The following is a 12,749-nucleotide window of genomic DNA, read 5'->3' as shown; positions in this document are numbered from 1 at the left end:
TTCTATTCAGTAGAAGGCAGCGGATGCTTGTTAGGTTCCTGGTGTTGGAAATAAAGTGCGTGCATGGAACACGTAACGATTATTGCCACGAGTCTCAACCCAGAGTCTAAGTCTCAAGACTTGGCGCGTATTTTTCAGAGTAAGTTAGAGGGAGTTTCCTCCGAGCTCATTGATTTAAGAGAGCTTCCACTGCCGATGGCGGGAAGTGCAGAGGGCTGGAGCTCAGAAAATGCGGCGCAGTTGAAAGCAGCGGTGGAACGCGCGAGCCATGTGGTGTTTGCAGTACCAATCTATTGTTATGATGTGAATGCGGCGGCGAAGAATGTGATCGAGCTGGTTGGCCGATCGTTCACCAAGAAAGTGGTCGGCTTCATTTGCTCAGCCGGTGGCGATAATAGCTACATGTCCGTGATGGGATTCGCCAATCACCTGATGCTGGATTTCCGTTCAGTGATTTGTCCGCGCTTTGTCTACGTCTCACCCTCAAGTTGGCAGGAAAACGGAGAGCTCGATACAAAGCTGATAGAACGCATCCAGATCTTGGTGGGTGATTTGTCGGAACGTCATAGTTCACCTACCACTGACAAGAGGACGGACTTTGACTTTTATTTAATGGTTATAGTTGGCTGAAAACTTAGCAATCAGCGCGTATCAGTGGTTAGGTGCAACGCCTTGTTCTGCCTTGTATAGATTAGTATATCCAGCGTCATCTTCAAAAATAGGCATACCTAACTTCTTACAAAATCTCTCTAAAGGTTTCAAGTCTATTCTAGGGTTGGATCCGCGTGTGTCCGTTGATGTATTTCCGCAAAGATAGCAAATATTGATCCAGGCTATAGGCTTCCAACCAAGGTCGTAAAACACAAAAGCGTGATGAGGGTCATGACAATCAGCTTCTTCAAACTCTTCATCACCTTCTGGTCGTTCACGCAAGTGCTCCCAAAGTGATGAAATCTGGCGTTTATTAAGTCTTATTGTGACTGCTCGAATTACTCCGTCATGTAATGAACCATCCTTAAGAATGATGCTCTGACCAAGTGGGTCTTTAGTGCAATCATATGTATATCCTACAACATATGCATAACCTTTTGGCTGCCATTTTTCGCAAATAGCAAATTGTGTTAAAGCGATTATTAAGGAAATGATTACAAGGAGTGATTTCATATTTTTAGCAGAACAGTTGGTTTATTTGTCAGAGGGGAAACTAATGAATGTTCTGACATAGTGGTGGGATGGCAAAAAGTGGGACACTCGAAAAGCGGATACGGCAGACAATACGGAGGAAAGGGATACCTTATCAAACAGAAAATGGCTGGAAGGCCGATGGAAGCTTGCGGCCTGAGTCACAAGAAAGACTTGAGCTTTTTGCCAATGACTTGGCAGCTATTCAAATTCGCACTTAGTAGTGGGATTTTTACCGTTTCCGCAGCATTGGCTCTAACAATTGGAATAGATGTTGTCGGGCTGTCGTCTTATCCAACACATGGTACTCTTAAAGTCACATAAAGCATTTGGTTCGTTCCTCGGGAGCGGGACACATGTGTGGTTGGAAGTCCATTCGCCGAATGCTAAGAAAGTCACTTTCTCAGGAGCGAGAGTGCAGCAATTGTTAGGCGTGGTGGAGAATCATAGAAAAGATTACAACAAGCCACCGACACGTGGTTCGGTCATCATTCCTGCACCAGATGGCCTGAGTGAGCAGGAATGGGCTGAGCGTGTGATTGAGGCTGGAAGAACTGTTAAAAAGAGCATGAGCAAGCGGCTGCGCTATCATGGGCTACTGCCATGCCTTCCTGGTTATGGAAATTGCTGCACTGTGGTTAACTGGATCATTGGGCACGCTGGTGGGACGATCCCGAGCTTTCGCCCAGCGGGGATTGCTCCCGGACTAACCGCGGGCTGTTAGGCAGCACTACGAATGAGGAAGTGATCCCAGTCGGGAATGTTTAGATGGTTTTTCAGGGTCAGTGTGATCGGCACTGGTGGGGGAGTGATCGGGCGTTTGATGAGCTTGAGACCTGCTTCGTCTGGTGTGCGATCGCCTTTGTCGGAATTGAGCCTGCGTTCAGCGAGGACGCAATTTTCCCAAGAGGTGGCACCGCCACGAGACTGAGGGATGACGTGGTCGATGCTCGCCTCGCTGGGACGGAGCATGCGGCCTGAGTACTGGCACTTGCCGCTGTCACGCATCCACAAATTTTTCAGACAGAATTTCGGTCGGAAGATCGGGACTTTGGCGAAATCACGGAGAACGATCACCGTAGGAACGCGAATGGCACCATTTGAGGTGCCAATCTTTCTGTCTCGGGATCTGATAGGGAGCTGCATCCAGTCGCTCAATGGGGTGGGCTGCATCCGATCGGATCCTTCTATGTCCAGTGCACTGGCGTTGTCAGTGGCCAAGTGGGCGAAGGCGTCAGCGGGTGAGATAATCGAGATCGCCTGCCATTGACGGTTCAGAACGAGGACGCATTTTTCATGGATAGAATTTAGATTCATGGGATTACAACTATTTCACTTACCTAAACTAATAGGGTCGCCGTGAAAAACCTGCAATCTTGAAATGCCGAAAATTGGTGAAAATTTTGTAACGAAGTCATTAATGATGAGAGTGTTGAATAATTCACTCTTGATTAAGATAGCTTCTCGCCGCCTTGAGGATTTCTAAGCTGTTCGGTGAGTCAGAGTGGACGCATGCGGTGAGGTGGTCGTAGTGGTCGGGGAATTGGATGAGTGATCCATCGTGAGCGGTGAGGCTGTTGGTGTGTGTGAGCTGTTCGAGCCGGTCAGTGATGAGCGAACTATCAGTGATCACCGCATCTGGATGCTTGCGTTCGAGTAGCTGGCCATTGGACTGGTAATGGCGGTCGAGAAATACCTCGGGGATGATGGGGAGGTCGCGGGATTCTGCCTCAGCGGCGACCTCGCCTCCTGCGAGGCAGACGATGGAGATGAGGCTCTTATGGCGGACGAATGCGAGAAAGGCATGGCGGAAGTTGGCATCGGTCTCGGTGAGGTGATAGAGAGCACCGTGGAGTTTGATGTGATTGAGGTCCGCGCCGCTGATGTAGCGTGTGAGTTGGAGTTCTAACAGCGATGTGAAATCGTCCACGGTGAAACCCTCTGGAAGGTTACGGCCGCGTGATCCGTTGATGTCAGCCACTCCTGGGTGGGCGCCGGTGCTGACGGCGAAGGGTTTCTGGGCATCTGCGAGCTGTTGGCAGTGGGCAATGCTCTCGCTGGTTCCAGCATGGCCACCACAGGCGATGTTGGCCATGTGGAGGTAGGGCATGAGAGCGGCAGTTTGGGCGGGGGATTCCCACTCACCGAGGTCGCAGTTGAGAAAGATTTCTGGCATAAAAAAGTGTTATGTTTTAAGTGTTATGTGTGATGCGCCAGTCCTTTGAAACGGATGGTTTGGTGGGCGTGTTGTTGGACGAGCCAGGAGAGGTCGTCTGGGTGGACGCGGGCGAGGATGGGGTAGCCACCGACGGTGGGGCCGTCGTTGAGTGTGACAATGGGTTCACCACTAGGAGGGATTTGAACTGAGCCTACTAGTGTGGGAGTGCTGTGGATGCTGTGCTCGTGTGCTAGCTTGTTAGAACTTGTTAGGCGGTAGCCAGTGCGGTCGGAGCGCGAGCTGATTGGCCATTCGTTGGTGCACAAGTGGCGCCAGTCTTCTTCGCTGAAGAGGTTGGCGTGTGGCCCTCTAAAGAGTCGCAGTGGAGGAGGGCTGGTGTAGTCGCGCTGGTCGCCGACGGGAAGGAATCGGCTGTCTGCACTGGAGCTTGTAGAGTGCTGGGAGGTCAGCGCAATGAGTTTAGAGCCTGGGGTGATTGCTTGGCCGAGGTCTGAGCGTTCGTGGCGCGAGGTACTGCCGAAATAGCGATCTGCTTGCCAGCCACCGGCTATGGCGAGGTAGGACCAGACGCCGTGTGGGTTCGGGTGAAACTGGATGGTTTCTCCTTTTTTGACGAAGCGTGCGGTGTTGCGCGGGAGCTGAGGGCTGGCGCAGCCGCCAGTATGGGCGAGCCAGCAATCGGCTGTGATTTCAATCTCTGCACTCCCGAGGGTGATTTCGATAATTGTGTCGTTAGGGAGGTTGTGGACGAGGGTGTTGGCGGCTTGCGCTGCGTACTGGTCCATCGCACCAGCAGGCGCGACACCATAATTGAGCCAGCTATTTTCGCGTACTCTCCCTTGGTCTTGAAAGCTAAGGCCTGCTCCCATTTTTCTAACAATAGCAGCTGTCATGATGCCAGAGGGTGGAAGCGGAGTGTGTCTCCTGGGTGGAGGGTGAAGGCGGTGGCGTCTAAGCCATTTTTATTAAATAGAGGATGGTCGGTGTTGCCGAGCCAGTTCCAGCCGCCGGGGCTGGGAATGCTGTAGATGCCTGCGTGGGCTGCACCGATGGCGACTGCTCCCGCTGCCATTTTAGGACGTGGTGTGCTCCTGCGCGGAAGGTGGAGGATGGGATCGAGTCCATCGAGATAGGCGAATCCAGGGCTGAATCCTAGGAAGCGTACGGTGTAGAGCGGGGCAGTGTGAGCCTCGATAATTTTCTCGGTGGTGAGCTTTGTGAGTTCGGCGACTTCTTCGAGGTCTGGGCCGTTGTAAACAACCTGAATATCGTGATGCTGGGTGCTGATCTGTTCGCGATGACTCGTTTTGAGGATACCGTCGATTTTGGATGTCAGAGAATGGGAGGTGGGAGTTCCATCAGTACGAATCAGCAGGCTGTCATAGCCGACGACTGGTTCGAGGACTGTGGGGTCGGTTTTTAAGTGCTGAAATAGGCGGGTGAGTTCACTCGCGCAATCGGGCGACTGAAAGCTCAGTAGCCAATCGCCTAGGCCACAATCATGAAGTTGGTAGGGTTCATCCACGTAGTGACACTGTTCTGTCTGAGAGGGATTTCTCAAGGGTAAAGATGCTATTACGGCGGGGAAGCTACCAGTTTGCTGTGGAGGGTTTTTGTTATCCGTGAAGGCGGGGGCTATAGCTGCACCGATCGAAATTGGTAGGATTTCAGGATGAAGGGTGATTCTACCTTTTTATGCCGCAACGCTTACAGCGTTGATATTTGTTATGATTCGATTTCCCAAGGTGTCGTCTTCGACTCGACCGTTGGGCTGGGAGAGCAGATCCCTACAGGGAAGCAGGGCAACTAGCTGTAGAATGCGCTAGAACTCTAGAGGAAAGCTCTGGGGTGTGAGATTCGTGAAATGTGGGCAGGTGATGATTCCACAAGTGAATATGGGAAATACACATAATGTAATATTCTGGCAGATTGTGCCTACTGTGTTTAGTACTTAGATAAATCCACTTTTATGAAAACCACTCTTTTTCTCCTCAGCCTTTCGGCCATTGTGACGGCGGCAACACCTCCAGCGACCTCTGTGTCATTTGAAAAAACCCAATTGTTAGATAAATATGTTTCGGAAGGAGCATCGATTGGTGACGTGAATAACGACGGTAAGATGGATGTGATCGCTGGGCCGCTTTGGTGGCAGGGGCCAGATTTTAAAGAATCATTTTCATATGCGCCGGTGAAATATCATTCTATTACAGGAAAAGGTCTCAGCGGCTATGCTTCTAACTTTTTCACCTTTCCTGATCATATCTCTGATGATGAATGGTTAGATATTCTTAAGGTTGGTTTGCCTGGAACGGCGGCGGAGTGGGCGAAGAATCCGGGTCAGAACCCATTTCCTGCAACAAACAAAAAGCAAAGCTGTACGCATTGTGCTGCGCAGGCGGATGTGTGCAATGAGGCACCACGCTATCTGGATGTGATAGGTGATGAAAAGAAGGAGCTACTTTCTTTCTCAGGGAATACCATTTCGCTTGCGATCCAGCATGCTGATGAGGCTGAAAAATGGGAAGTTCTGTCGATTTCTCCAAAGAATAAGCGCTTCAAAAAATACTCCCACGGGCTTGGATCTGGCGATGTGAATGGCGATGGACTGAACGATGTTTTGGAACAAGAAGGCTGGTGGGAACAGCCGAAGGACTGGGATAAGAAGACTCCATGGACGTATCATGAAGCAGTATTCCGCAGTGAGAAACGCGGTGGCGCGCAGATGTATGCTTTCGATGTCAATGGCGATGGGAGGAACGATGTTGTGACTTCGTTAGACGGCCACGGCTATGGCTTGGCATGGTTTGAGCAAAAGGAAGATGGCAGCTTCACTCAGCATGACATTATGACTGATAAGGCGGAAGGAAACCCGTTTGGAGTGGTATTTAGCCAGCTCCATGCAGTGAATTGTGCTGATGTGGATGGCGACGGGCGTACCGATATTATCACAGGGAAATGCTACTTCGCCCATAATGGGAAAGATCCAGGAGCGAAGGATCCAGCAGTACTTTATTGGTTCCGCAACGTGAAAAACGATGACGGATCTATCAGTTTTATCCCTTACGAAATTGATAACGACTCAGGAGTTGGTCGTCAGTTTTCCTCTGGCGATCTGAATGGTGATGGCAAGTTAGATATAGTGACATCTAACAAAAAAGGTGTGCAGATATTTCTACAAAAATAATAAGAGGTCGGCTATTGCGTGTGCTGATCGACATTATACCAAACTGAGTTCCAAAAGAGACAAATGTGATTTTACTGAAGCTTGAGGAATAGCGCGTTGCGGAAGAAGTGAAGGCTGGGCGCTATCCTGTTGAATCTGTGTTATTCCTCAGTTACGGTGCTCGCACCGCTCCTTCGTCACGCCTTGATTGACCAGGATATCACTCCAGCATTAGTCTCTTTTGAATCGCAGAGTGGTATTATTCAAGTTGCTTGAAAATTTCTTCAAACGGAATGTCGGTATCGATGATTTCTTGAAAGACGGATTCTGGGAATTGTTGGATCTGTATTTCTATAAGAAATCTATCATCGATTAGCATTTGGAGGGTACCTGATTGGTCATTTTCATCGTATTCTTGGTTAATGATATAACCGTTTAGGTTCTGGGTGGTGGTGAACCCACTTTCGGATTCAGAGTCGGTTAGAGCTAAATCGAAGCCTAGGCTTTTGATCAGCTCCTCATCAGCTTTGTTGCCGACATCTGTGATTTCGATTTCTAACTGTTCACCATTTTCCCAGGTGTGGCGTCCGCGACTACGATGCACAGTATGACCGTTGATTTCTCGGGTGTCTTGGAAGGTAGACCCTGCGTCTTGGAGCCATTTGGGTAAGAATTCAGTTAATTGCTCGAGAGGGGGAGCGCTGTCAGGTTTTGGGTTTTGTTCAGTCGTTATGTTCGTCCCTATTCGACTGGGTGTTTTCGAGATTTTTTCTCGTGCATGCGTTCGCTCTCGCTCCGGAGTAGTTGGCTGAGACTTTGGTTCAGATTCTATATGAAAATAGAGTATGGAGAACCAGATAAGGACGATAGAAAGGAGAAGCAGTGAAAGGGCTCTTATTTTTTTATTCATGATTGTCATTTGGTCTCATTTCAAAAGTCTATTTCTTGTGGCTAGGTGGGCTATAACATAACCATCCATCATAGGAATTAGATAAGCGTTCAAAATCTAGACCGATAAGCGAGGAAGCGATGCATAAATGAGAAGACATGTATTTGAGATAAAGCCTACTCTTGCTTCACCTCCAGTTGGATAAACTTCGCCGGATCATTTGTCAGATACCGAGTCGTCACGGTTTCATAACCATCTTCGGGCTCTCCGATTTCAATGTCAAAGGGCTGCTGTGTGGATGGTGTTTTCATGTCTGGCGTTTCGACCAGTGTGTAGTTCAAGCCATGCTTCAGGTAATCCTCGTGTCGATCATACTGGTAAACGAAATACGTCTCATCTGGCTCGATTTCCATCCAGTAAGCGTCTTTTGAGCCCGCATCTAGTGTTGCCGGATTCATCCCCAGCGCAAACTCTAGGAAATTGTTATAGCCGTCGCCCATACCGCCGTTTTCCACATCGGAGGTCGGTGAAAGATCCTCCTCTCCCAGTCCGTAAGCCAAGGCCCAGGCAGTGTAGCCTGTGGCTGGAACCGCAATCACCTCGATGCCGAAATCGACATTAGCGACGCCCCAGCTGGTTGAGCGGGTTCCTCCACCAAGATCCGAGGAGACGTAGAGCGATCCGCTGCCGACATCAAATGTGCCTGACTCAAGGTTGCCCGCGAATTGTGCCCCGAGCAGACCTGTGCCTTCTCCGAAGACGGCTTGGTGTGAATTGCCAGTCGCTGAGGTTTGTTCAAGCCGTGCAGAAGTGAAACCGATTGGAGAAACGATACCAGTTTTTGTATCATCCGTCAGTGAAATCGATAAGTTTTCCAGCAAGAACTCAAGGCTCTCTCCTGAGTTCATTTTTGAATCGACGACTGTAAATCTGGCACCTGAGAACACAACGGCTGCAGGGGTGCTGCCAATCTCTGCCGATGCTTCATCAGTGGTTCCATCCGCATCAACTGCTGCGTCGGTCGTTGAGCCATTCCAGCCCCGAACCCTGACGTCGAATGTCAGTGTGTCATTCAACGAGTCTCCGTCATAGTCGACTCCAGTGTAAGCGATGGAATAGACATAATCATTGTCGTCAGCGCTCCCGGCAACTGACAGACTATCCGAACTCCCGTCGACCATTAGCAAATTGGCATCGAGCGAAGTGCCAAGGTCAGTAAAGGCCAGTGCTACAAGGTCCCCCTCGGTCACCCTGATGACTAGTGTTTCCGTCGAAGTTAATCCAGTGGAGTCAGTGACTTGAACCGTCCAACGGTTAATCCCAATGTTCGCCCATGCAGGTGTCCCGCTGAGCGTGCCATCGGCGGCAACACTCAACCAGGACGGACCACCTGAGGCAGAGAAACTCAATGTGTTTCCATCCGGATCATAAGCGGATGTAGCAATGGATCCAGTATAGGCACTGGCTGCAGTCACAGTGATCGTATCCAGACTGAGCACGGGCGCATCCTCAATGCTTTCAATTTCGAAGATCACGATCCCCCAGCTACTGTCGCTGGTGCCATTATTGACCTGAAATTTGAGTTGATCGGTGCCAAAAAAGTTAGCGTCAGGGGTGTAGACCAAATCAGGCGCGGTTCCACTTAAGGTTCCATTTCCAGGTTGCTGCGTGATCGAGTAGCTCAAGGCAAGTTCGTCCGGATCGTAGGCACCGAGTTCAAATGCCACTGAACTGTCTTCCACCAGTTCGTAGCGCGCTGAAATAACACGGGGAGCATGGTCATTGATGGTAAATGTCCACACATCGCCTTCGACGACTGAATCGTCCTCCAACACGCTGTCGATGCGCCAGAAATAAGTCTGATCGTTTGTCCAGCCGCCAGCAGGGTGGAAAATGTTATTCGTTTGGGCTCCGGCAAAAACCAGATTATCAGCAGATGTTCCCAAGTAGATATTATAGGAAACGGCACCTAATCCTCCCAGCCACATCAGATCAGAATCCTGCAGAGCATCTAAGCGCTCGTCTGCAGGATATGGCATCGATGCTTGTGGATATTGGTAGCCGGGAATCCAATAGTCCTCATCGCCATATTCGTAGGTTCCGATATCGGGAGCGGCTCCGTGATAACCCGCGGTAACATCTGCTATAATACCATTGAACTCACAAGTGGTCTCTCTGCCCTGATCGATCAACTCGACGGCGTCCGCGCGGGGACGGAAATCTAAATTGAAAGGATCTCGTAGAATGTCTTCCATACGTCTTGGATTCGCTTCCCCATTAAAATTATTGGATGCAGTTCCAGGCACGGGTTCTCCGCCATCGGAACCGACTAGCTTATCCCCGGCGTTATTATAAGTGAACGAGTTAGCATTGCCTCCGTTCCCAATAGAGACCTCAAAATCTCCTCGGGGCTGGACGGCGATGTTGTTGTAGATTTCATGATAATCACCTTTCAGTTTGTAGGCGCCACCGATCAAATTCACCGGCTTGTTGTTCTGAATGGTCATGGACACGTTTCGATAGAGATTACACCAAATACCATCGACATCGGGTATATTATTCCCGTCCCAGCGGAAATCACGCTGCCGATTATCGTAGGCCCAATTATACCGGGCGATCGCTTCCCGCGCATTTCCACCGACCGCATAATACGCCGTTCCATCAGATTGCATTCTAGAGCATCCGGTCGCCACATTGTATTCGAGGACATAGGGGTGAATACCAGTAGGATCCTCAAACCAGCGTCCAATAGAAAAGCCAGCCGATGTCCCCGAATCACGGAGTGTGTTGCGACGGATGACCATGTTACGGCTCCCTGCCAGCTGCACCGCTTTGCCTGCCAGGCAGGTGTAATTCACCTGTTCGAACAAATTATTCTCAACCAGCATGTTTTCCGTGTAGGCGCTGATCAAAGCGGCGCCATCTGAATAACGGAATGTATTATTAAAGAGCGTAATTTCTTCGCAGAAATCTTCCTGAGTTCCTTCAATGCGAGGGGATGACGGCTGTCCGGTGCCTCCCAGTGCACGATCAGAGCAGGAGGGATAATCGTTCTTACAATTCTTAATCGTGATGCTATCCGATGAGTCAAAGTTCCAACTCGTTGCAAAAAAGTCCAAGCCATCAATGACAATATGCTTGGTGGTCGAATCTCCAATCATTGCATAGGTCTGGATCTTTCCAGTGATGGTGCGCCCGGTCGGGTCTAGTCCGTCGTCGGCCCAGAGGTAGAGCTTTTTAGTGTCTTCGTCGTAAGCCCATTCTTGCGCCATATCCAGCATCACACGTTCTGCGCTGCCGTTACCGCCTTCGAAGAAGTAGGCCTTCGTGTTTCCTATACCTCCGGTGTGGCCATAATTAAAGGTATTGGTGCCGGCGGCGTGCGCGCTCACCAGCCCAACTCCAGAACCATATTTGTTGAAGTTATGAAGGATGGCACAATCCTTGAAAGAAACACCTGCTTCAGCGATTTCGTCCTCACCGACGACATAGCCTCGATCAGAGCCTGTCTGTCTTAGGCTGCGCTGGCTCCAGAAATCATCCGACCAAGCCAGTGCATTGGGGAAGCGCGCGAGCGTCATGATTTTTTCGTCAACAAACAGTTGGGTAATGTCTCCCACACTTTCATCTAGGGTCGTCACATACACATTGCCTATGCCGGGAATATTTTCGACTGGAGTGTCATTGCCCTCTGGCAAAACAATTGAATTCGCGTCATCCAAAGTCCAGCTAGTGGTAATCGGAGTCGAGCCGTCGAAAACGACCTCTTCATCGCCGTAAGGAGTAATCGTAATGGGGCTACCTGGAACACCCGCGACGCCCGCCAGATCCACTAGCTCAGTATATCTGCCGCCACGGATATAAATGGTGCTCCCCGCACCCGACTGATCAATTGCGTATTGGAGGGTAGCAAATGGCTGGTTCAGTGTGCCAGCATCGGAATCGCTGCCATTGGTGGCGACATACGCATCGCTGCCTATGTCAAACGACTGGCCATAGAGCGTCACTTTATCCATCACAGCCAGCGTTCCGCTTGCATTATTGGAACCACGTCCCCAGGCATACATACGAATTTCAGTCGCTTCCGTGATGTATTCTATATCTGTGCCTTCAAGGTCAAACGTTACGCCATCATAGGCTGCAGCCGCTCCGGTGATGTTCGTCATTGCGACCGTGCTTCCAATCAAGTTTCCAGCCGCATCGGTGACCGCATATTCATCCACAGAATCCACATGCTTCTTGGTGGCTTTGAATGTAACACTGGTCAGGTGAGCTCCTGTCTCCGCATTGGGTGTAATCGTAAACGCCACATAATGATCACTCTCTTTCGCGAGTTCAAAGGTCTGTCGAGTCGCATCAGTCACTTGAATACCAACTGCTCCAAGCGTCTCGGAACTGCCGAACTCAGAGCCGTAGGCATCGAGTCCCGAATTGTCGCCGTTGCCACTGTCGAAAGAAATTGCCATCGGTGAGTTGAGTGCACTCGCGCTCACTGAACCATTGACCAGCGTCGCAGCAGCTGGATCGGATGCGTCGGCATCGAAGTCATAGCCCAGTAAAATCATTGGTTCACTCGTTCCGTTCAGCACCACCTTATCGAGCAGCGCCAGTGACCCGGAACCGCTATCTGCCCCACGACCCCATGCATAAATCCGAAAGGCCGTCGGTTTTGTCAGGTTCTGGAACTGAGCGTCTGAGAGATCGACCGATATCCCATCGAAGGTTCCATTCAGACCCACGATATTGCTGATCGCAGCAGGACTCCCAATCAGATTGCCAGAGCTATCGGTTACGGCGTATTCATCGACTGAGATGTCTGCCTGTTTGCTCGCTTTGAAGGTGATGCTTGAGAGATTCAATACATACCGGTCAGCGGGAGACACCGTAAAGGTGAAATAGTCCTCTCCCACAACTGCATCGGCGAAGCTGTCTTGGGGCGCGTCAAAGATCTGGATGGCAATCGAACCGAGCTGGTCGACAACACCGAGCGTTTGACCGCTAGCGTCTAGGCCAGACGTATCCCCGCCGGAAGCATATTCCGAAATGGGCATCGGCGACGTAAGTTGGCTGGCCGTTAGGTTCGGTGCGACCACAGTTGTATCCAAATAGTCGGATGCAGATGCATCGAAGTCGTAGCCGACAAGGATATCCGCATTAGTGACGGCTGACATAGCCATCAAGCAAACACTCGATAGAAAGTTATTTTTGTTCATTGAGTTTACATAGTTTAGAGCAGATGGCTCGCCCTCGTCTACTGGCCAAACATCCAGTGTTAGATTTTAAAGGTTGGTTATGTAGACAGTAACTTAGTTCCTTTAAGGCTTAGGAGGTGGTGT

11 protein-coding genes are annotated in these 12,749 nt (G+C 50.2%); 4 read left to right on the top strand and 7 right to left on the bottom strand.

From position 1 onward, the window contains the following. The first annotated feature begins 63 nt into the window (after window positions 1-63). A complete protein-coding gene (locus ACSHX2_RS07520; protein ID WP_435692115.1) occupies window positions 64-630 on the top strand; it encodes an NADPH-dependent FMN reductase in 567 nt (188 codons plus the stop codon). Between the two features lie 21 nt (window positions 631-651). On the opposite strand, the gene ACSHX2_RS07515 is transcribed toward ACSHX2_RS07520, so the two are convergent. Beyond that, on the bottom strand, window positions 652-1,164 hold the full coding sequence (locus ACSHX2_RS07515) for a hypothetical protein (protein ID WP_435692113.1): 513 nt from the start codon (window positions 1,162-1,164) through the stop codon (window positions 652-654). A 319-nt stretch (window positions 1,165-1,483) separates the two neighbouring features. Here ACSHX2_RS07515 and ACSHX2_RS07510 point away from each other — a divergent pair, with 319 nt between their 5' ends. After that, window positions 1,484-1,906, top strand: a complete 423-nt coding sequence (locus tag ACSHX2_RS07510) for a hypothetical protein (protein WP_435692111.1) — start codon at window positions 1,484-1,486, stop codon at window positions 1,904-1,906. Here the strand turns inward: ACSHX2_RS07510 and ACSHX2_RS07505 are convergent. The 4 genes from ACSHX2_RS07505 to ACSHX2_RS07490 form a co-directional block, all read right to left on the bottom strand. Continuing rightward, window positions 1,903-2,499 carry an HNH endonuclease gene (locus ACSHX2_RS07505; RefSeq protein ID WP_435692109.1) on the bottom strand — a complete coding sequence of 199 codons (597 nt, stop codon included), beginning with the start codon at window positions 2,497-2,499 and terminating at the stop codon, window positions 1,903-1,905. The genes ACSHX2_RS07510 and ACSHX2_RS07505 overlap by 4 nt on opposite strands. A 124-nt stretch (window positions 2,500-2,623) precedes the next feature. Beyond that, window positions 2,624-3,358 carry a LamB/YcsF family protein gene (locus ACSHX2_RS07500; RefSeq protein WP_435692107.1) on the bottom strand — a complete coding sequence of 245 codons (735 nt, stop codon included), beginning with the start codon at window positions 3,356-3,358 and terminating at the stop codon, window positions 2,624-2,626. 23 nt (window positions 3,359-3,381) lie between these two features. Next, the gene (locus ACSHX2_RS07495; RefSeq protein WP_435692105.1) at window positions 3,382-4,254 is read right to left on the bottom strand and encodes a biotin-dependent carboxyltransferase family protein; all 873 of its coding nucleotides are present in this window, start codon (window positions 4,252-4,254) and stop codon (window positions 3,382-3,384) included. Then, complete coding sequence (locus ACSHX2_RS07490; RefSeq protein WP_435692103.1) at window positions 4,251-4,922, bottom strand: 5-oxoprolinase subunit B family protein; 672 nt, start codon at window positions 4,920-4,922, stop codon at window positions 4,251-4,253. Before ACSHX2_RS07490 ends, ACSHX2_RS07495 begins: the two co-directional genes overlap by 4 nt. 111 nt (window positions 4,923-5,033) lie before the next feature. Here ACSHX2_RS07490 and ACSHX2_RS07485 point away from each other — a divergent pair, with 111 nt between their 5' ends. Both ACSHX2_RS07485 and ACSHX2_RS07480 read left to right on the top strand, forming a co-directional pair. Continuing rightward, window positions 5,034-5,171, top strand: coding sequence for a hypothetical protein (locus tag ACSHX2_RS07485; protein ID WP_435692101.1), 138 nt, complete (start codon window positions 5,034-5,036; stop codon window positions 5,169-5,171). 159 nt (window positions 5,172-5,330) lie between these two features. Beyond that, window positions 5,331-6,545 carry an FG-GAP repeat domain-containing protein gene (locus tag ACSHX2_RS07480; RefSeq protein ID WP_435692099.1) on the top strand — a complete coding sequence of 405 codons (1,215 nt, stop codon included), beginning with the start codon at window positions 5,331-5,333 and terminating at the stop codon, window positions 6,543-6,545. Between the two features lie 238 nt (window positions 6,546-6,783). On the opposite strand, the gene ACSHX2_RS07475 is transcribed toward ACSHX2_RS07480, so the two are convergent. Both ACSHX2_RS07475 and ACSHX2_RS07470 read right to left on the bottom strand, forming a co-directional pair. After that, on the bottom strand, window positions 6,784-7,434 hold the full coding sequence (locus tag ACSHX2_RS07475) for a hypothetical protein (RefSeq protein WP_435692098.1): 651 nt from the start codon (window positions 7,432-7,434) through the stop codon (window positions 6,784-6,786). A 155-nt stretch (window positions 7,435-7,589) separates the two neighbouring features. Beyond that, complete coding sequence (locus tag ACSHX2_RS07470; protein WP_435692096.1) at window positions 7,590-12,626, bottom strand: Ig-like domain-containing protein; 5,037 nt, start codon at window positions 12,624-12,626, stop codon at window positions 7,590-7,592. Between the last annotated feature and the right edge of the window lie 123 nt (window positions 12,627-12,749).

It is taken from the genome of Rubritalea sp., assembly GCF_051252225.1.
In the GTDB taxonomy this organism is placed as follows: domain Bacteria; phylum Verrucomicrobiota; class Verrucomicrobiia; order Verrucomicrobiales; family Akkermansiaceae; genus Rubritalea.
This window is presented reverse-complemented; position numbering and strand designations above follow the sequence as displayed.